Origin of the sequence: Rhizobium sp. PvP014 (assembly GCF_017876855.1) — a bacterium.
GTDB classification, from domain to species: Bacteria; Pseudomonadota; Alphaproteobacteria; order Rhizobiales; family Rhizobiaceae; genus Neorhizobium; species Neorhizobium soli.
The window spans coordinates 3,253,235-3,272,819 of sequence record NZ_JAGIOT010000002.1 but is presented as its reverse complement, the minus strand read 5'-3'; the positions used below and the strand labels follow the sequence as shown (position 1 = coordinate 3,272,819).

Below are 19,585 nucleotides of genomic sequence, written 5' to 3'. Positions count from 1 at the left end.
GATTAGACCCTCTCGATGACGGTCGCGGTGCCCATGCCGGCGCCGATGCAGAGCGTGACCAATGCGGTGTTGAGATCGCGGCGTTCCAGTTCGTCGAGGACGGTGCCGAGGATCATCGCGCCGGTGGCACCGAGCGGGTGACCCATGGCAATCGCGCCGCCATTGACGTTGATGATGTCGTGGGAAATGTCGAACGCCTGCATGTAGCGCAGCACGACGGCGGCAAAGGCCTCGTTGAGTTCGAACAGGTCGATATCGGCAATCGTCATGCCGGTGCGGGCCAGCAGCTTTTCGGTGACGTCGACTGGGCCGGTCAGCATCAGCGCCGGGTCGGAGCCGATGTTTGCGAACGCGCGGATACGGGCGCGCGGCTTGATGCCCATGCTTTCGCCGCCGGCCTTGGAGCCGATCAGGACGGCTGCAGCGCCATCGACGATGCCAGACGAATTGCCGGCGTGGTGGACGTAATTGATCTTTTCGATTTCCGGATGTGCCTGGATGCCGACAGCTTCGAAACCGCCCATTTCGCCGGGCATCTGGAACGAGGCATTGAGCGAGGCCAGCGCCTGCATGTCGGTTGTGGGCCGCATATGCTCGTCGCGGTCGAGAATGGTCAGGCCGTTCTGATCCTTGACCGGGATCACCGAGTTCTTGAAGTAGCCAGCATCCCAGGCTTTTCCGGCTCGCTTCTGGCTTTCGACGGCATAGGCATCGACGTCATCGCGGGAGAAACCGTATTTCGTCGCGATGAGATCGGCCGAGACGCCCTGCGGCATGAAGTAGGACGGGAAGTTGACCGAAGGGTCCATGTACCAGGCGCCACCGGACATGCCCATGCCGACGCGCGACATCGATTCGACACCGCCGGCAATGACGATGTCGTCGGATCCGGCTGCGATCTTACCGGCGCCGAAATTGACGGCATCAAGGCCCGATGCGCAGAAACGGGAGATCTGCATGCCGGGTGCCCGGGTCGAATATCCCGCTTCGAAGGCTGCGGCCTTGGGGATGACGGCGCCGCTATCCATGACCGGATCGACGCAACCCATGATGATGTCGTCGACGGTTTCCGTATAGAGCCCGTTGCGATCACGGATGGCTTCGAGGGTCTTTGCCGCGAGACGGACAGCCGGCACTTCGTGCAGTGAGCCGTCCTTCTTGCCGCGACCGCGCGGCGTGCGCACGTGATCATAAATGAAGACTTCGGTCATGGTGTCATCTCCCTTGGTGGCAAATTACATTGCCTTTGTTTCACTGCGGGAGAGAAGACCCCTCCCAAACCCTCCCCACAAGAGGGAGGGTTTATCCCGCCGCGCCCCCGATGTTCAATCGGGACGAGCGGTCGCCACACATTTTCTCCCCCTTCTAGGGGGAGATGGCCGGCAGGCCAGAGGGGGTAGCCAACGCTCAGAACGCCTCGGCGGCCAGTTCCATCATGGTGTCTGCGCCGGCCTCGATGCGCACCTTGCGCAGCGCGGTTTCCGGCATGATACGCTCCATATAGAACTTCGCCGTGACGAGCTTTGCTTTCAAGTAGTCTTCGCGCGGGTCACCGGCGGCCAATGCGGTCTGCGCGGCCTTTGCCATCTTTGCCCACATGTAACCGAGTGTGACGAGGCCGAATAGGTGCATGTAGTCGGTCGAACCGGCGCCAGCATTGTCGGGCTTGGCCATGGCGTTCTGCATGAACCACATGGTCGAGGCCTGCAGGTCGTTCAGACCCTTCTTGAGGCCCTTGGTGTAGAGAACCATCGCCTCGTCGCCGCGGTTTTCCTCGCAGAAATCACCGATTTCCTTGAACATGGCCATGACGGCGCGGCCGCCGTTAAGCGCCAGCTTGCGGCCAACCAGATCGAGCGCCTGGATGCCGTTGGCGCCTTCGTAGATCATCGCGATGCGGGCATCGCGGACATACTGGCTCATGCCCCATTCTTCGATATAGCCGTGGCCGCCGAAGACCTGCTGGGCAATCACCGCGTGATCAAAGCCCTTGTCGGTCAGCACGCCCTTGAGGATCGGCGTGGCAAGCCCGAGGAGATCGTCGGCGTTCTGGCGTTCCGCTTCGTCCTGCGAGCGGTGGGCGATATCGGACTTCAGCGCCGTCCACAAAACGAAGGCGCGGCCTGCCTCGTTGAAGGCCTTGATGGTCATCAGCGAGCGGCGAATATCCGGGTGGACGATGATCGGGTCCGCCTTCTTGTCCGGCGCTTTCGCGCCGGAGAGCGAACGGCCCTGGATGCGCTCGTTGGCATAGGCGACGGCGTTCTGATAAGCGGTCTCGGCGATCGACAGGCCCTGCAGGCCGACACCGAGGCGGGCCTCATTCATCATCACGAACATGGCCGAGAGACCCTTGTTCTCGGCGCCGATCAGATAGCCGGTGGCATCGTCATAGTTCATGACGCAGGTGGAGTTGCCGTGGATGCCCATCTTCTCTTCGAGCGCACCGCAGCTGACGCCGTTGCGGGCTCCGAGCGAACCGTCATCGCCCACCATGAACTTCGGCACGATGAACAGCGAGATGCCCTTGGTGCCTTCAGGCGCGCCCTCGATCCGCGCGAGAACCAGATGCACGATATTGTCGGTCATCGAGTGTTCACCGGCGGAGATAAAGATCTTCTGACCGGAGATTTTGTAGGAGCCATCATCCTGCGGCACCGCCTTGGTGCGCAGCAGACCGAGATCCGTGCCGCAATGGGGCTCGGTGAGGTTCATGGTGCCCGACCAACTACCGCCGACCATGTTGGGCAGATAGGTGGCCTTCTGCTCGTCCGTGCCGTGGACGAGGATGGCGGCGATCGCCCCTTGCGTCAGGCCGGGATACATCATCAGCGACATGTTGGCCGACGACATGTATTCGCCGACGGCGGCATGCAGTGTGTAGGGCAGGCCCTGGCCGCCGAACTCTTCCGGTACGGCCAGGCCGATCCAGCCGCCCTGGACATACTGGTCATAGGCCTGCTTGAAGCCGTTGGGCACCAAAACAGTGCCGTCGTCGTTGCGGGTGCAGCCTTCCCGGTCGCCGGAAAGGTTGATCGGGAACAGGGCCTCTTCGGCTACTTTCGCCGCCTCGCCGATGATCGCCTCGATCATGTCGGGCGTCGCATCGGCAAAACCCTGCAGGTTGCCGTAACGCTCCAAGCCGAGCACATCATTCAGAACGAAAAGTGTATCGTTTACCGGTGCCTTATAGACGGGCATCGTTATCCATCCTCCAGATTAGCCTGACGCTTCCTCCCGGGCATCGCAGCCCGTCGTCTCCTGCACTTACTTAATTGACGTTCGCGTAAACGTCAAACAGTTGGAGTCTCATATCGCGAGCCGATTTTGACCCGGCGTTAGCATCACCTAATAGGTGCTTTCGCCTGCACTGCCGAGGAAGTCGCGCCCGCCGCGCTGCATCACAGTGATAGCATCGTCGAAACCCGTGTCATCCGGGCAAACATGCGGAATCGTGGCAAAAAGGTTAAGATCTTAACGAACATTAACGATTTATTTACTACGTTTCTGGAAATAGTGGGGACTACGGGAGGTCAGTCAAATCCATCCAACGAATGAGTCGTTCTTTCATAAGGCAAGCCTTGCGTAAGAAATGTCTAATATGGATGTGATTCACCGGTGCCAATAGGCGGCGGATGAGGCTGAAACCGAGCGTCGGCAGGTAAAACGCGGAAGCGAGCGAGCACATGAACGGATCACGATCGAATCCTAACCGCCCGGGCGAACGCTCCTCTCTTGACGCCCTGAACCGTACGATCGAGGGCCTGGAGGCCCGAATCGAGGATCTGATGTCGGGCGCCGGGCGCGAACGCCGCCAGCCCGCTTCCGACCCGCGCCTCGAAAAACCGGCGTCCGTGCAGCCCCCGCAGATGCAGAGGCCAGCGGCGCCTCGCTTTGCCGACCCGCTGGCGGAAATCCGCGAGCGACAGCGCATGCTGGGATCGGCCCGCGAGCGCATGGCAAGCGCACAGCAGTCGCATGCGGCCGAACCGGTCCGCCAACCCGTCCAATCACCACTCCGCGATAAGATCACGCCGCCGGAAGCCTATCGTCCCAGCCAGGAGCGCCGTCCGGCTGCACCGGTTGCGGCAACTGCCACCGAAGTTTCTGCGAGCCGCTTCGAGCGGGCCGTCGCCAGCCGCGATATGCAAATGCGGGAAACCCGCCAGCAGGCGACCGATGGCGCCTCCATGCGCGAAATCGCCGAAGCGCTGGTCGGCTTGCGTCATGAACTGAAGCAGGACATCGCCGAAGGCGTCGCCCGCGAGATGGGCGCACTGCAAACCGAAATCCGCTCGATCCGCTCGATTGCCGAAGATCATCGCGGCACCGAAGACCTGCGCGGCGATTTCTCCCGTCTTGCCGACAGCATTAGTCAGCTGGGCTACAGCAATTCTCCCGATGCGGAGGCCCTGCGCGCCGAGTTCGAGGAACTGCGCAATGTCATGGCCCAGGTCATGGATGGCGTGGCACGCGAAGATTCCGTGCAGCGCATGGAAAGCCGCTGGCAAGGGCTGGAAGAGCGAATCCACGGGCTTGAGCCAGAGCTTCTGCGCGACGAGGTTTCGCAGCTCGCCTACCGGATCGACGACATCAAGACCCAGCTTGGCGGCATGAACGACAGCCCCGCGCTGCGCGCGCTGGAGCAGAAGCTGATTGCGATCGCGACCGCGATGGAGCAACTCGGCAGCCGCATGCAGCCATCCGACGAACTGCTTGCCGAACAGTTCACCATTCTCGACGAGCGTCTCGACGAAATCACTCGCGCCGTTGCCGCCGGCAGCCGTGCTTCGGCCGCAGCCACGCTCGACCAGGCTTTCATGCAGAAGCTCGACGGCCGGATCGTCGCTATCGCAGAGCAGGTCGATCAGATCAGCCAGGCTGCTGCCGATCCGAGCGAGATGCTGTCCGGACGGATCGAAGCGCTGACCGCGCGGATCGAGGAACTCTCCGACGAACAGGCCGCCATGCGGCTGGAGGAGCGGCTCGACCAGCTTTCGGTCATGCTGACGCAGGCGCAGAAGCCCGCCTATCAGACCGAGCTTTCCGACCACCTCGCCGATATCTCGCGAAAGATCGATGGTCTTGATCACAACTCGATCAACGACATGCTGGGCGAGCGGCTGGATGATCTCGCCCGTCGTATCGACGAGATCGAATATCGCCCGGCGCCTGCCACCGACGAGCGGGCCTTCGACCGGTTGGAAACCCGGCTGACCGACATCGCCATGCGACTGGACGAAGCAGCCAGCGCACCGCGCGGCGACGAAAACGCCCTGCGTAGCCTGGAAGACCAGATTGCGCATCTTTCGAGCCTGATCAGCGAGCCGCAGACATCTTCGGTCACTGCGCTACCTGATGGTTTCGAGCATCGGTTCTCGGCAATCGAAAGCTACATGTCGACCAACGACGAGTACATTCTGGAAGCCGCACGGCAGGCCGCAGAAGCCGTCGTCGAAGCCTATTCGCGCAATACCGGCGCCGGCGGCATGGCCGTCGCGTCCGGCGACATGGCAGCCCTTTCGGCCCTCGCCGACGATCTTCGCCACCTTGAAGAGCTGACCCGTGGCACGGAAACGCGCAGCCATCAGACGTTCGAAGCCTTGCACGGAACGCTGGTGCAGATCGCCAATCGTCTGGACACGCTGGAAGACAGCATTTCCACGGCCCGTTTCGAGCCCGCCTATCGCGATGCGCCGGCCAGTCGCGAAGCCCAGACCGACCAGCCGCTTCGCCATCCCAAGATGCCCGCCGCAGCGCAACTGTCCGTTCCAGCGATGGAATTTGCCGGCGCCGAGGACCGCCATGTTGCTTTGGCAGATGCGCCCGTCGAAAACGACGAGGTCGTCGTGCCCCCTGCAGCCGCGCGGGAAGAGCCGGCCAAGCCCGGTCTGCTGGCCGGCCTCTCGAAGCGTTTCAAGTCGGGCACCCGCGATGCAGGCGAAAAGCCGGCCCGCACCGTCATAGAGCCAACGCCTTCGATCGATCCAGCCGACATTCTCCCAGCCGGCCGTGAAAACGACCTGCTGGAGCCGGGCTCGGGCGCTCCCGATGTCAAGAAGATCCTCGAGCGCGTGCGTGCCAGCCAGGCCGCCGGCGATTTCAGTGGCGAGAAACCCGGAACGGCCGACAAATCGGACCGCGCTGACTATATCGCCGCTGCCCGTCGTGCAGCCAAGGCCGCAGCACAGGAGACGGATCCTTCCCAGGTCAACGCAGTCAAGAGCGTTCGCTCCGCCACCAAGTCGCAGACCACGTCGGTTGCCGGCACGCCGTCCGAAAAGACCGGCATGTTTGCCAAGTTTTCGCAGCATCGCCGCCCCATCCTGATGGCCGTCGGCGCCGTGCTGCTGGTGATGATGTCGATGCAGGTGGTCAAGAACGTGACCGGAAGCAGCGACAGCGCGCCCGAACAGGCTGCCCTCGAAGCCCCGGCTCCGGTCTCCGTGCCGGAAGAGACTGCGCAGGCTCCTAGCGCACCAGTCGAAGCTCCCGCTCCTGTCGACACCGCTCAAACCCCGGCCGAAAGCCCTGCAGCCAGCGAGGGTGACGGACAGGATGTGGCAGCGACGCCGCCTCCGGTCGCGCCCGACGCCGCGACAAACCACCTGATCGATCCGGTTCCCGCAGCCGGAGATCTCGCTTCAATGCGTCCGGCCGCCGAAGCTGCTCCGGCACCTTCAGAAGACGCCGGCTTCACGGCACAAGCGCCGGCTGCCGCTGAAATCGAGGCACCGGCTCCGATCGTCGTGCCTGTCGGCCTGGAGCCGAAATCGCTTGCCGACGCCGCATCGTCGGGCGATGCCAACGCGCTGTTCGAGATTGCCACCCGCTTTACCGAGGGACGTGGCGTCAAGACTGATCTCGCAGAGGCGGCAACCTGGTACAAGCTTGCCGCCGACCGTGGTCTTGCGCCTGCCCAGTACCGCATGGCGAACATGTTCGAAAAGGGAACGGGCGTCGAGCGCAACCTCGGTGAAGCCGTTCGCTACTATCAGCTGGCCGCCGAAGCCGGCAATGCCAGCGCCATGCACAACCTCGCCGTTCTCTACGCGTCCGGTGCCACGGGCCAGCCTGACTACACCCAGGCCGTCAAGTGGTTCACCCAGGCCGCCGACCACGGTGTCGCCGACAGCCAGTTCAACCTTGCCATCCTGTTTGCCCGCGGCAACGGCGTGAAGCAGGATCTGGAAGAGAGCTACAAGTGGTTTGCCGTTGCGGCAAAGGCTGGCGACAACGACGCCGCCCAGAAGCGCGACGAAGTGGCCAACGCCATGCGCAAGGAACAGCTGGAAAGCGCCCGCGCCAAGGTCGACCTTTGGAAGGTGATGACACCCGAGCCGCGGGCAAATGCCGTTGTTGTTCCGGATGAATGGGCTGCCGGCAAGCGTCTTACCACCGCATCTGTTGACATGGAAAAGGCCGTCCGCAACATCCAGGCGATCCTCAACAAGAACGGCTTTGAAGCCGGACGGCCGGACGGCAAGCTTGGTGCCAAGACGGTAAGCGCAATCAAGTCGTTCCAGTCCTCGATCGGCCAGGAGCCTTCCGGCCGCATCAACGACGCACTGGTTCGGGAATTGCTGGCACGCAACAAGTAGCCAGCAACCCGTAAGACGACCAATCCGGTCGGGCTGGGGACTATCGGCCACGCCCATTGGAAAACGCTGAAGCTGCTGTTTTCCCCGCAGATTCACGAATTGACACCCCGGCAGGCCAAGCGCATGACGGGGTGTCCTTCATGCGCGGTTCATCGCGTCTGTGAAAGGGTTCCCCAAAGCCAGAGCGACGGCCCACTTGAATGCGTGCCGCCTGCAACGGCGTTGTCTTTTTCGACGTGTCGAGGTTCAGCCGTGACTGTCTACCTGCCGATTGCAGAGCTTTCGGTGAACATCTTCATCATCCTTGGCATGGGTGCAGCTGTCGGGTTTCTGTCCGGCATGTTCGGCGTCGGCGGTGGCTTCCTGATCACGCCGCTTCTGATTTTCTACAACATTCCACCCGTCGTTGCCGTCGCAACCGGCGCCAACCAGGTCGTTGCCTCCTCGATCTCGGGCGCGATCACCCATTTCCGGCGCGGGTCGCTGGATATGAAACTGGGCACGGTGCTGCTTGCCGGGGGCCTTGTCGGCGCGACGGTCGGTGTGTGGATCTTTTCCTGGCTACGGCGCATCGGCCAGCTCGACCTGTTCATCTCGCTTCTCTATGTCGTGCTTTTGTCGACGATCGGCGCGCTGATGCTGCAGGAGAGCCTCAGAGCCATGCGGCGGGCAAGGAACAACCAGCAGCTACCGCTGAAACGCCCGGGCCAGCACAACTGGGTGCACCGCCTGCCCTTCAAGATGCGGTTCAAGAAGTCGAAGATCTATCTCTCCGCCATCCCGATCCTCGTGCTCGGTTTCGTCATCGGCGTGCTCACCTCTATCATGGGTGTCGGCGGCGGCTTCATCATGGTGCCGGCGATGATCTATCTCCTGCGCATTCCGACCAATGTCGTGGTCGGTACCTCTCTGTTCCAGATCATCTTCACCACCGCCTATACGACGATGGTTCAGGCGGCGACGAACTACTCCGTCGATATCGTGCTTGCGACGATCCTGATGATTGCCGGCGTGATCGGCGCCCAGTACGGCGTGCGCGTCGGCCAGAAGCTGCGCGGCGAACAGCTGCGCGCATTGCTGGCGCTGCTGGTTCTAGCCGTCGGCATCCGTCTTGCGATCGGCCTGATCGCAACGCCGAGCGACGTCTATTCGGTGGCCGTCGGAGGACTGTCCTACTGATGCGCAGGCTGATCCTCTCCCTCCTTCTTCTTCTCTCATTCGGATTGTCGCTGGCAACGCAGGTCGCGGCCCAGACGCCGTTCGACACGGCCTCGCCGATCAAGGAAGGGCTGGAGATCGGAGCATCGTCGAGCGAGATTGCCATCACCTCGGATTTCCGCGGCGCCGACCTCACCATCTTCGGGGCCATTACCAATCCGGACGAGCTGCTGCTCGCGATCGGTCAGTACGATATCGTCGTGACGCTTGAAGGTCCGCGCGACTATGCCACCGTGCGGCGCAAGGAACGCGTGCTCGGGATCTGGATGAACACTCAGGCGATGACGTTCGAACAGGTGCCGGAGAGCTATTCGATCGCCAGCACACGCCAGCTGAACGACCTCGATCACCAGGCGCCGTCCTTCAACAATATCGGGGTCGGCATCGAACACCTGCCTCTCAACCCCACCGGCTACATTCCGAATTCCGGTCTGATCAGCGATTTCCGCGAGGCCTATCGCCGGCAGAAGCTCAACAGCGGGCTTTACCAGCGCGACACGAGCGGTGTGCGCTTCGTCTCGTCCAGCCTGTTCCGAGCCTCGTTGCGGCTTCCAGCCAACGTGCCCGATGGCGTGCACATGGTCCACGCCTATCTGTTCAAGAGCGGCGACCTGATCTTTCAGCGGGAGATGCCGTTGCGCGTGGTCAAGACCGGCCTGGAGCAGGCGATCACCGATGCAGCGCACGAGCGTCCGATCGCCTACGGTCTGTTCTGCGTGCTGATCGCTGTCGTAACCGGATGGGGCGCCAGCATCATCTTCCGCAAGGACTGATCGTCTAACAAATTCGCCGGAACGGTTTCCAATCCTCTCCTCACGCCCTAGTTAGGGCGCAACATACAGTTCCAATGCAAAGCGTCAGCATGTTCCGCCGGACCGCCGCACGCCTTTTGGCTTCCCTGTCCCTCCTCCGTCCGCTGCTTCGGCCGTCCGAACTGCGCGCAGTCATCAGGCGCAGCGAATTCGGCCTGATCCTGATCGCAGGCGTTGTCGGGGTTCTCGCCGGCCTCGCGGTCGCCGCGATGAGTTTTATCTCGCACGCGCTGCATGTCCTGATCTTCAAGATCGGCAGCACCGAGCGCTTAAGTTCGGCGGCTTTTCTCGAGCCGACGACGGTGCTTTTGGCGCCGGTTGCCGGCGGTGTCGTGATGGGCCTGCTGTACCTGATCCTGCGCAAGTGGCGTAAAAAGCCGATGGTCGACCCGATTGAGGCCAATGCGCTGCATGGCGGTCGCCTGTCACTGACCGACAGCATCATCGTCGCGGTGCAGAACCTGATCTCCAACGGCTTCGGCACCTCGATCGGGCTTGAGGCCGGCTATACGCAGCTGTCCTCCGGCATTGCGTCGAAGATCGGGTCATTGGTGCAGTTGCGCCGAACGGATCTGCGCGTGCTGGTCGGCTGTGGTGCTGCCGGTGCCATCGCATCCGCCTTCAACGCGCCGCTGACCGGCGCCTTCTACGCGTTCGAGCTGATCATCGGCACCTACACGATCGTGAGCCTCGCGCCCGTCGTCGTCGCAGCGCTTGCGGCAACCTTCGTCACCCGGCTTTTCGTCGGCGACGCCTTCATGATCGATATCGGCAAGATCGGTACCGTCGTGCCCGCCGATTACCTGCCGGCGGTGGTGCTGGGCATCGTCTGTGCGGGCGGCGGCATCCTGCTCATGCAGGGTGTGACCAAGGTCGAGGAACTGGCGCGCGCCAGTTCCATCTCGTCCGCCTTCCGGCCGGCGATCGGAGGACTTGCGGTGGGCCTGCTGGCGCTGATCGATACGCAGGTGCTTTCGGCCGGTCACGGCGCGCTGCATGCCAGCCTCAACCAGAATATGGCGATTGGCGCGGTGCTGGGCCTGCTTCTGCTGAAATCCGTCGCTTCGGCCATTACCATCGGCGCCGGTTTCCGTGGCGGCTTGTTCTTTGCCTCGCTGTTTCTCGGTGCGCTGATCGGCAAGCTGTTTGCCTATTCGACACCCTACATCTTCGCCAATGCGACGCTGACGCCAGTCATCTATGCCGTGGTCGGAATGAGCGCGATGGCCGTTGCCGTGATCGGCGGACCGCTGACCATGACCTTCCTGGCGCTCGAAGTGACCGGTGACTTTCCGATCACGGCGCTGGCGCTTGCCGCGGTCATCACCTCGTCCGTCGTGGTGCGCACCACATTCGGCTACTCGTTTGCGACCTGGCGTTTTCACCTTCGCGGCGAAAGCATCCGCAGCGCCCATGACGTCGGGTGGATCCGCAACCTTACCGTCGACAAGCTGATGCGCGCCGACGTGAAGACGGCACCGGCATCCATGACGCTCGAGGACTTTCGCAAGGAGTTTCCGCTTGGATCAACCCAGCGCGTGATCATGGTCGGCGAAGACGAAAAATATATCGGCATGGTGCTGACGCCGGAAATCTATTCGGCGGCGACCGAAGGCGGCGAGGAAAAGCCGCAGCTTGCCGATTTCATCCGCTTCAAGAACGACGTTCTCCTGCGCAGCATGAATGCCAAGCAGGCAGCGGCGATGTTCGACAAGACGGAGACGGAAGCGCTGGCCGTGGTCAACAACCAGATCGAGCGCAAGGTGATCGGCCAGCTTTCGGAAAGTCATACGCTGCGGCGCTATACGGAAGAGCTGGACCGACGGCGTCGGGAGATCTCGGGCGAGATCTAGGCGGCACGCATCGTTTGAGTCGACGGGGCGGAACCGCTGTGGCCCGCCCCGCCGGTGGCATTACATAGCAGGTAGAACCGCGATGTCACGTACATCGGTCTCGACGCCGGAGATTGTACCGACTTCGGTCGCAGCGCCCGTTTCCAGGTTGACCGTGTAGAGCATCTTTCCGGCTGCGAGATAGGCGGTGTTCTTGCCGCCGTCCTCACCCTGGATATCGAAGGCGTAGGTCGCAGGCTTGTCCTTGAGACCGAGCTTGCCGATTGCCTTCAGGGTACCGTCGTTCGGCTTGGTCTGCTGGATCAGTGCGCCGATCGTGGCATCGATGTTGTACATCGCGGTCTTCTCGGGCTTGCCGATCGAATTGGTATAGGCCGCGGCGACGATGTTCGGGGCTTCGCCCTTGTGCATGTCGCCCTCTTCGAAGGCGAGCGTCCCATCGACCGTGACGGCGCCCGTATCCGGATGGACGCGGTGGTTGGTGGTGCCGGTCATGAAGCGCAGGCGGTCCGCCATCGGGTTGAAATCGACCACGACCGGAGCGTCCGACATGGTCAGCATCTTGTCCATCTTGGCGACTTCGGTGGCGGCACCGGTTTCGAGATTGATCGAGACGATCGCGTGTTCCGGCGTGACGCCGATCACGGTCTTGTTGCCCGGGCGGAAATCAATGCCAACCAGCTTGGTGACGCCGGTGACTTCCATCGTCTTGGTGACTTCAGGCTTTGCCGTGTCGAACATCACCAGCGTCTTGTCGCCGGTGAGACCGAGGACCGGGGCGGCGGAGGCGGCAACTGCGCCCGTGACGGCTGAAGCTGCGAGGATCGAGGATGCGATCAGAGCGTGGCGAAGGGTCTTCATGGTGTCTGTTCTCCCGTTGAAACCTTTGACGAGAGCATGTCGGCGCATGGCCTTTCCGATGCTCTCAGAAGGGAGACACACGGGAGGATACGTTTGGATGCAGCAGACGAAAATATTTTTTCGCTGCATCCATTTTCCGGTTTGGCGTGTCCTTAAGTTCGAAGGCGACTTTGCAGCCGGTAAACCTTTCGAGACTGGACGAGCCCATGCCCGCCGTGGCAACAGCACAGAGACAATATTCGCGTTCCTGCGAACGCGCATGGGGAGAGAGCGGCTTGGCCCTGGTGACTGACCAAACACACGATCTCGAGATGGCGCTTGCCGCCTGCGCTGCGGGAGACCGTCAGGGCTTGCGCCGCATCTTCGACGATGAAGCCGGCCGGCTGGTGGCTGTTGCGCAGCGGATCGTGCGGCGGCGGGAACTGGCGGAAGAAGTGGTGCAGGAAGCCTTCATCCGCATCTGGACGCATGCGCATCAATATTCGCCCGAGCGCGGATCGGCGCGCGGCTGGATCTACGCGATCGTGCGCAACCGCGCGCTCAATCTGCTGCGCGACGGCAAGCGCGAGGATCTGGTTGGCGAAGACCGGCTGGAGACGCTGCAGGACGGCGAGCAGTTGGACCAGATCATGGCCTCCTTCCACAAGCTCGACCGCAACAGCCGTCTGCACGAGTGCCTCGGTTCCCTCGACGAGATCAAGCGACGCGGCATCCTGATGGCCTATGTCGGCGGCTACACGCATGGCGAAATCGCCGGACGCCTCAAGCTTCCGCTTGGAACGGCAAAATCGTGGATCCGGCGCGGACTTTCCTCGCTGCGGGAGTGCATGGCATGAGGATCGAGGAACGAGACTTTCCGGCCATCGCCGACGACTATGTTCTGGGTCTTCTCGATGCGGCTGAGGCTGCCGAGGTCGAAGCCGCCATCGAGCGCGACGGCGGCCTTGCCGAAGCAGTCGCCAGGGCACGCGAGCGGTTCCTGCCGCTCGACACCAGCGTCGAGCCGGCTCCGGTATCCTCGGCGCTGTGGGACGCGATCTCTTCCCGTCTGCCGGAGCAACCGGGCGCCGCTGCCCCGTCTCTCGCTTCGGTTTCGCCGAGACTGCCTCTCGCGGGCAACGACAACAGCCGCTCCGGCTGGCGGGCAACCGCCATCTCCGCAATCGCGGCGTCGCTGATCCTTGCCGGTGGTCTGGTCTGGAGCGTCACCCGGGTAAACGAGCCGTTGGTGGTGGCTGTGCTCCTCAACGAGGCCGGCGAAATCCAGGCCGTGGTCGAAGACTTCGGCAACGACACGGCAAGCGTGAAACTGCTCAACGATTTTGCGGTGCCGCAAGACAAGACGATGCAGGTCTGGACCCTGCCGTCCCGCGAGATGGGCCCGATGTCGCTGGGTCTGCTTGAGCAGTCGCACTCGGCTAAGCTCAGCGGCTCCACTCTTCCGCGACCACAGGAAACGCAGCTCTACGAGATCACGCTGGAACAGGCGGGTGGTTCACCAACCGGACGGCCGACAGGGCCGATCCTTGCCAAGGGGTTCGCGAAACTGGCGCGGTAGAGGCGCGCAACCGCCTTGGCCTTTCGGCCAATTGCGCACCAAAAACCGGGCTGTATTCTCCCTTCGCCGAAGGGAGAATGGGATGACGCTGACGCAGGACACACCACGTCCGACAGGTGAACCGGTGACGATCACCTGCCAGGACGGGGTGGTGCTCGGCGGTCACATCTGGCCGGCATCGGGGCCGCCGCTTGCCAGTGTCGTCATCAACCCGGCAACCGGCGTCCTTGCCCGCTACTATCACTATTATGCAGAGTTTCTAACGAGGCACGGCTTCGATGTGCTGACTTACGATTATCGCGGCATCGGACTGTCGCGACCGGCGAGCCTTAAGGGCTGCGGCTATCGCTGGCGGGACTGGGGCGAGCAGGATTTCGACGCAGCGCTTCGGTTCATGCACGACAGGCGGCCGGATCAACCCCTGCAGGTGGTTGGCCACAGTATCGGCGGCTATCTGCCCGGCCTATCTCCGAACGGGGCACGGATCGACCGGATGCTGACGGTGGGCGCGCAATACGCCTACTGGCGCGATTATGCGCCGGGGCACCGCGCCCGGCTGTTTTTCAAGTGGCATGTAGTGATGCCGGTGCTTACCGCCGCATTCGGCTATTTCCCGGGCAAGCGGCTCGGCTGGCTCGAAGACCTGCCGGCGGGCGTTGCCAACCAGTGGAGCTTTCGCGGGGCCCGGATGGAGATGACCCATCCGGTCGGCGAGCGCGACGAGGTTCTGCGCCGGTTTGCGGCGGTCACGGCACCCATCCTGGCCATTGCCGTTGCGGACGACGACATCGGCAGCGTGGCAGCTATTCGCCGCAGCCTCGCCTATTATAGCGGCGCCGAACGGACGGAGGTTCTGCTGGAGCCCGCGGTCTACGGGCACTCACGGATCGGGCATTTCGGCCTGTTCCACGCGCGCCACAGGGAGGAGTTCTGGAACGAAACACTGCGTTGGCTGAAGGAGGGGGTTGATCCCTGGAGCGATCAGCCCAGCAAATTGCCGTAGCGGACGGAATAGATGCGGTCGCGCCCGAGGAGGTGGGCGACCAGGGTTTCGCGGTCGAATATGCCGTGCATCGCCTTGTGATTGAGGTCGAGGCCGCCGGCGAGAACACCGAAGGCGGGCATGAGGAGGCGGTGGCCGTCACTGGCAAAGCACGGACGGCGGACGGATTTTTCGCGGCGGCGGACCGTGGCGGACGGGTGGAGGTGGCCTGCAACCTCGCCCTTGATGACGTTCGGGCCTGCGGCAAGGCTCGGTTCATGGCGGAAGACGAGGTCGCCATAGACGAGTTCGTCGGTGCAGGTACCGGGCAGATCGATGGTTCCGTCCGGATCGTGGTTGCCGTTGATCCAGATCCAGTCGCGACCGCGCGCCATGTCTGCGATCATCGTGCGCAGGTTCGCCGGCAGGTATTCGGAGCCGCGGCGATCGTGGAAGTTATCGCCGAGCGAAACGACGACTTTCGGATCGTAGCGGGCAATCACGGCGGCGAGGATGTTGAGAGTGGCGATCGTATCGTAGGGCGGCAGCATCATGCCGCGACGCGCGAAGGCAGCACCTTTTTCCAGATGCAGGTCGGACACGACGAGCATGCCGGTTGCCGGCAGATAGAGGCCGCCGAGCGGATCGCAGACGGCAGCGACGCCATGGACGACGATCTCTTCCGCGCCGGTTGCGGCCGGGGTCATCGTGCTGGATTGGGCGGCTAGGCGCAGGCGATGCAGCAATGTCTTTCCGTCTTTCCTGTCTTGCGGAACAAAGTCATTCATCCGCCGGGCCGGGCATTATCCGGGCCATGCGTGGCGAATAAAGCCCTACCCCATCGCCTCGGCGATCAATTCGTCTGCGGCCTCTGCCAACACCACGTCCTGCGCTTCGCCCGGTACCGTTTCACGGCCGATTTCCAGCATGATCGGCACCGCCAGCGGCGAAACGCGATCCAGCGCCCGGTGGGTGATATGCCCTTTGATTCGTGCCAGCATATCTCCTAGCCGGCCAATATCCAAAAGCCCCGTTGCCGCATCTCGGCGTGTGGCCTCCAAAAGAACGTGATCCGGTTCGTGGCTGCGCAGCACGTCGTAGATCAGATCGGTCGAGACCGTGACCTGCCGGCCGGTCTTTTCCTTGCCCGGATGACGCCGCTCGATCAATCCGGAAATCACGGCGCAATTGCGGAAGGTCCGCTTCAGAAGATAGCTTTCCGCAAGCCAGGTTTCGAGATCGTCGCCCAGCATGTCCTCGTCGAACAGGTCGGAGAGACTGAGGCTGCCATCGGCGATCATGCCCCCCATGTCGTTGAGGCCGTAGACGGCCAGAGAATAATCGGTGGCGACAAAGCCGAGCGGTCTTGCGCCTGTGCGCTCCAGCCGGCGTGTGAGAAGCATGCCGAGCGTCTGGTGGGCGAGCCGCCCTTCGAAGCAATAGGCGATCATGAAGAAGCGTTTGCCACGCGGAAACGTCTCGATCAGCAGCTCGTCGCGGCGCGGCAGGATGGAGCGTTCCTTCTGGATCGCCAGCCAGTCGCGCACCTGATCCGGAAGCACCTTCCAGCGTTCCGGATCCGCCAGCATGGCGCGCACCTGATCGGCGAGATAGGTGGTGAGCGGAAACTTTGCGCCGGCATAAGTCGGGATCATGGGATCTGCAGAATAGGTGTTCGACACCAGACATTCGTTTTCGCGGATGGTTTCAAACCGCAGCACCTTGCCGGCAAACAGAAACGTATCGCCGGGCGCGAGCTGTTCCAGGAACTGCTCCTCCACCTTGCCGAGCGTCATGCCGCCGCGGCCGACGGCACCCTTGGCGTTGCGCTTGACGAGGCGGACACTGAGCTCGGTCGCCTCGACGATGGTGCCGAGGTTGAGGCGGTATTGCTGCGCCACCTGCGCATTCGACACCCGCCAGAGGCCCTCCTCCGTCTTGCGGATCTTGGCGTAACGCTCGTAGGCGCGCAGGGCATAGCCGCCGGTCGCGACGAAATCGACGATCCGTTCGAACATTTCCCACGAAAGGCCGGCATAGGGCGAGGCCGAGATGATCTCGTCATAGAGCTCGAGCGGATCGAACGGCTCGGCGCAGGCCATGCCGAGGACGTGCTGGGCGAGAACATCGAGCGCACCTTCGCCGACCGGCGGCGTATCCTGGGCGCCGAGGTAATTGGCATCGAGCGCCGCCTGGCATTCCATCACCTCGAACCGGTTACCGGGCACGAGGATCGCCTTCGACGGCTCGTCCATGCGGTGATTGGCGCGGCCGATGCGCTGGGCAAGACGCGAGGCCCCCTTGGGTGCGCCGATATGAAGCACGAGATCGATATCGCCCCAGTCGATCCCCATGTCGAGCGTCGAGGTGGCGACGACGGCACGCAGCTTGTTCTCGGACATCGCCGCTTCCACCTTGCGGCGTTGGCTGGCGTCGAGCGAGCCGTGGTGAAGGGCGATCGGAAGATTGTCGTCGTTGATGGTCCACAGCGCCTGGAACAGGAATTCCGCCTGGAAGCGGGTGTTGACGAAGATCAGCGTCGTCGCATGGCGCTTGATCTCGCGGTAGACGTCCGGGATGGCATAGGCCGAGACATGGCCTCCCCAAGGGATGCGGTTTTCGGTGTCGAGAATGGTGATATCGGGGGCAGCGCCGCCCGTCACATGGACGAGGCCGGCGGGTGGGGCAGGATGTTCGCCCTGCGGCACCAGCCAGCGCTGGAGATCCATCGGGTCGGCCACGGTGGCAGACAGCCCGATCGTCTGCATGCCGGGAGCAAGGCGGCGCAGGCGCCCGAGGGCGAGCGACAGGAGGTGGCCGCGCTTGGAGGTGACCAGAGAATGCAGCTCATCAAGGACGACGTATTTCAGGTCCTTGAAGAAACGCTCCGCTTCCTTGTTGGCGAGCAGCAGTGACACCTGTTCGGGGGTGGTCAGCAGAATATCGGGCGGATTGAGCTTCTGGCGCTGTCGCTTCGACTGCGGCGTGTCGCCGGTGCGGTTCTCGACGGTGACGGCAAGCCCCATTTCGGTGACCGGCTTCATCAGGTTGCGCTCGATATCGACCGTCAGCGCCTTCAGCGGCGAGATGTAGAGCGTGTGGATACCGGTAAACGCCGAGCCCGGCGGGATCTTGCCACGCATGACCAGATCGGTCAGCGACGGCATGAAGCCCGCAAGCGTCTTGCCGGCACCGGTCGGCGCGATCAGCAGCATGTTCTCGCCGGCCTGGGCGCGGGCCAGAAGCTCCAGCTGGTGGGCGCGCGGAGACCAGCCCTTTTCCGCGAACCATTTGAGGAACGGGCGGGGCAGAGCGACAGCATCAGAGCCGGACGTTGGGTTTTCGACGAGATCCACCTCGCTAAGGTAAGACGAACCTTGCGAAAATGAAGAGGATTACCGAACGATATATCTATCGGTGCGGTGGTTGATCGCAAGCGTCAGGTTCAGCGTCACCGCGGCGATGACCGAGCAGAGGATGACGAAGGGGCTGGCGACGAGGAAGGACAGGACCAGCACGACGCAATCAAGCCCGAGCTGCACGAAGCCGGCCCGCCAGCCGACACGGTCCTGCAGGTAGAGCGCGAGGATGCCAAAACCGCCGAGCGAGGCGCGATGGCGAAACAGGATCAGCATGCCGCATCCGATCAGGAGACCGCCGAACAGGGCGGCAATGACCGGATCGATGGCGCTGATGGTAATCACCTTCGGCAGGACGCCCGTGAGCACCGACGTGACCGCGACGGCGGAGAAGGTCTTGACCGTGAAGACCGGACCGAGCCGTCTGTAGGCAAGCCAGTAGAAGGGCAGGTTGAGCAGGAAGAATGCGGCACCAAAACTGATATCGACGGAGTAGCGCAGCAGGAAGCCGATACCTGCCGTGCCGCCGATCAGAAGGTTTGCGGCCTGCAGCAGCACGACGCCCAGCGCTGCCAGCATGGAGCCGGCAAGGATCGCCTGCACATCTTCGATGAGCGAATGTTTTTCCGAGCTGGAAGCCCAAAGGCCGACGGGGCTCTTTTTGTCGGTCACGTTTGCCATCAGCGCACCGCGATGTAGCGGTCGGAGCGATGGTTGACGGTCAGGAGAAGGTTGAGCACGACGGCGCTCAGCAGCGACCAGACCACGGTCATCGGGCTGACGACGAAAAAGGCGGCGGCCATGACGCAGAGATCGAAACCCAGCTGGACGAGGCCTGCCGGGATCTTGAAACGGTCCTGGATGTAGATCGCGAGAATGCCGATGCCGCCGAGCGAGGCGCGATGCCGGTAAAGGCCCAAAAGGCCGAAGCCGATCAGGATGCCGCCGAGCAGCGCTGCCCAGAACGGATCCAGATACTGGATCACCAGAAAGCGTTTCTCCAGCTCGGCAATGACGGAAACGCCGGCAATCGCGATAAAGGTCTTGACTGAAAAACCGAGGCCAAGGCGCTTGAAGGACAGGTAGTAGAACGGCAGATTGACGACGAAGAACAGGACGCCGAAGGGAATATCGAACGCATAATGCAGCAGGAAGGCGACGCCGGCCGTGCCGCTTGTGAGGAGCCCGACCTGGTTCAGGAGATAAAGACCTAGGGCTGCGACCATGGCACTGATGAACAGGCCCTGCGCATCTTCCAGCATCGTGTGGCGTGCCGGATCAAGGCTGTAGAAACCCATACGGCGCCTTGCTGCAACCTGTTCGTCGGCCACGCTATTCCCC

General features: G+C 62.7%; 14 protein-coding genes. 7 read left to right on the top strand and 7 right to left on the bottom strand.

Annotation, left to right across the window (positions count from 1 at the left end; genetic code table 11):
• Window positions 1-2 precede the first annotated feature (2 nt).
• Both J3A65_RS20395 and J3A65_RS20390 read right to left on the bottom strand, forming a co-directional pair.
• Complete coding sequence (locus J3A65_RS20395; protein WP_209903098.1) at window positions 3-1,211, bottom strand: acetyl-CoA C-acetyltransferase; 1,209 nt, start codon at window positions 1,209-1,211, stop codon at window positions 3-5.
• Window positions 1,212-1,407: 196 nt separating this feature from the next.
• Complete coding sequence (locus tag J3A65_RS20390) at window positions 1,408-3,201, bottom strand: acyl-CoA dehydrogenase C-terminal domain-containing protein (protein WP_062453886.1); 1,794 nt, start codon at window positions 3,199-3,201, stop codon at window positions 1,408-1,410.
• 485 nt (window positions 3,202-3,686) lie between these two features.
• On the opposite strand from J3A65_RS20390, the gene J3A65_RS20385 reads away from it, so the two are divergent.
• The 4 genes from J3A65_RS20385 to J3A65_RS20370 all read left to right on the top strand — a co-directional run bounded on the left by J3A65_RS20385 (window position 3,687) and on the right by J3A65_RS20370 (window position 11,484).
• Window positions 3,687-7,601, top strand: a complete 3,915-nt coding sequence (locus J3A65_RS20385) for a peptidoglycan-binding protein (RefSeq protein WP_209903095.1) — start codon at window positions 3,687-3,689, stop codon at window positions 7,599-7,601.
• Window positions 7,602-7,853: 252 nt separating this feature from the next.
• Window positions 7,854-8,780 carry a sulfite exporter TauE/SafE family protein gene (locus J3A65_RS20380; protein WP_209903093.1) on the top strand — a complete coding sequence of 309 codons (927 nt, stop codon included), beginning with the start codon at window positions 7,854-7,856 and terminating at the stop codon, window positions 8,778-8,780.
• A complete protein-coding gene (locus J3A65_RS20375; protein WP_062453889.1) occupies window positions 8,780-9,592 on the top strand; it encodes a TIGR02186 family protein in 813 nt (270 codons plus the stop codon). The genes J3A65_RS20380 and J3A65_RS20375 overlap by 1 nt, the downstream gene beginning before the upstream one ends.
• Before the next feature lie 89 nt (window positions 9,593-9,681).
• Window positions 9,682-11,484 (top strand): chloride channel protein, encoded by a 1,803-nt coding sequence (locus J3A65_RS20370; protein ID WP_209903091.1) that lies wholly within the window; start codon window positions 9,682-9,684, stop codon window positions 11,482-11,484.
• A gap of 60 nt (window positions 11,485-11,544) precedes the next feature.
• On the opposite strand, the gene J3A65_RS20365 is transcribed toward J3A65_RS20370, so the two are convergent.
• The gene (locus J3A65_RS20365; protein ID WP_062578984.1) at window positions 11,545-12,345 is read right to left on the bottom strand and encodes a DUF4394 domain-containing protein; all 801 of its coding nucleotides are present in this window, start codon (window positions 12,343-12,345) and stop codon (window positions 11,545-11,547) included.
• 311 nt (window positions 12,346-12,656) lie between these two features.
• Between J3A65_RS20365 and J3A65_RS20360 the strand changes: the two genes are divergently transcribed.
• From J3A65_RS20360 to J3A65_RS20350, 3 genes are all read left to right on the top strand, one after another.
• Complete coding sequence (locus J3A65_RS20360; RefSeq protein WP_209903650.1) at window positions 12,657-13,181, top strand: sigma-70 family RNA polymerase sigma factor; 525 nt, start codon at window positions 12,657-12,659, stop codon at window positions 13,179-13,181.
• A complete protein-coding gene (locus tag J3A65_RS20355; RefSeq protein ID WP_113109449.1) occupies window positions 13,178-13,903 on the top strand; it encodes an anti-sigma factor in 726 nt (241 codons plus the stop codon). The genes J3A65_RS20360 and J3A65_RS20355 overlap by 4 nt, the downstream gene beginning before the upstream one ends.
• Window positions 13,904-13,985: 82 nt before the next feature.
• Window positions 13,986-14,906 (top strand): alpha/beta fold hydrolase, encoded by a 921-nt coding sequence (locus J3A65_RS20350; RefSeq protein WP_209903089.1) that lies wholly within the window; start codon window positions 13,986-13,988, stop codon window positions 14,904-14,906.
• Here J3A65_RS20350 and pdeM read toward each other — a convergent pair.
• From pdeM to J3A65_RS20330, 4 genes are all read right to left on the bottom strand, one after another.
• A complete protein-coding gene (gene pdeM, locus J3A65_RS20345) occupies window positions 14,885-15,592 on the bottom strand; it encodes a ligase-associated DNA damage response endonuclease PdeM (RefSeq protein ID WP_245341727.1) in 708 nt (235 codons plus the stop codon). The genes J3A65_RS20350 and pdeM overlap by 22 nt on opposite strands.
• Window positions 15,593-15,718: 126 nt before the next feature.
• Complete coding sequence (locus J3A65_RS20340; RefSeq protein ID WP_209903085.1) at window positions 15,719-18,241, bottom strand: ligase-associated DNA damage response DEXH box helicase; 2,523 nt, start codon at window positions 18,239-18,241, stop codon at window positions 15,719-15,721.
• A 39-nt stretch (window positions 18,242-18,280) separates the two neighbouring features.
• Window positions 18,281-18,925, bottom strand: a complete 645-nt coding sequence (locus J3A65_RS20335; protein ID WP_209903083.1) for a YitT family protein — start codon at window positions 18,923-18,925, stop codon at window positions 18,281-18,283.
• Window positions 18,925-19,542, bottom strand: coding sequence for a YitT family protein (locus J3A65_RS20330; protein ID WP_062453896.1), 618 nt, complete (start codon window positions 19,540-19,542; stop codon window positions 18,925-18,927). Before J3A65_RS20330 ends, J3A65_RS20335 begins: the two co-directional genes overlap by 1 nt.
• Window positions 19,543-19,585 lie beyond the last annotated feature (43 nt).

Bases quoted from the DNA above. Each gene is read 5' to 3' on its own strand.
- J3A65_RS20395 (WP_209903098.1), bottom strand. From the start codon at position 1,211: ATGACCGAAGTCTTCATTTATGATCACGTGCGCACGCCGCGCGGTCGC.
- J3A65_RS20390 (WP_062453886.1), bottom strand. From the start codon at position 3,201: ATGCCCGTCTATAAGGCACCGGTAAACGATACACTTTTCGTTCTGAAT.
- J3A65_RS20385 (WP_209903095.1), top strand. From the start codon at position 3,687: ATGAACGGATCACGATCGAATCCTAACCGCCCGGGCGAACGCTCCTCT.
- J3A65_RS20375 (WP_062453889.1), top strand. From the start codon at position 8,780: ATGCGCAGGCTGATCCTCTCCCTCCTTCTTCTTCTCTCATTCGGATTG.
- J3A65_RS20370 (WP_209903091.1), top strand. From the start codon at position 9,682: ATGTTCCGCCGGACCGCCGCACGCCTTTTGGCTTCCCTGTCCCTCCTC.
- J3A65_RS20365 (WP_062578984.1), bottom strand. From the start codon at position 12,345: ATGAAGACCCTTCGCCACGCTCTGATCGCATCCTCGATCCTCGCAGCT.
- J3A65_RS20360 (WP_209903650.1), top strand. From the start codon at position 12,657: ATGGCGCTTGCCGCCTGCGCTGCGGGAGACCGTCAGGGCTTGCGCCGC.
- J3A65_RS20355 (WP_113109449.1), top strand. From the start codon at position 13,178: ATGAGGATCGAGGAACGAGACTTTCCGGCCATCGCCGACGACTATGTT.
- J3A65_RS20350 (WP_209903089.1), top strand. From the start codon at position 13,986: ATGACGCTGACGCAGGACACACCACGTCCGACAGGTGAACCGGTGACG.
- pdeM (WP_245341727.1), bottom strand. From the start codon at position 15,592: ATGACCCCGGCCGCAACCGGCGCGGAAGAGATCGTCGTCCATGGCGTC.
- J3A65_RS20335 (WP_209903083.1), bottom strand. From the start codon at position 18,925: ATGGCAAACGTGACCGACAAAAAGAGCCCCGTCGGCCTTTGGGCTTCC.
- J3A65_RS20330 (WP_062453896.1), bottom strand. From the start codon at position 19,542: ATGGGTTTCTACAGCCTTGATCCGGCACGCCACACGATGCTGGAAGAT.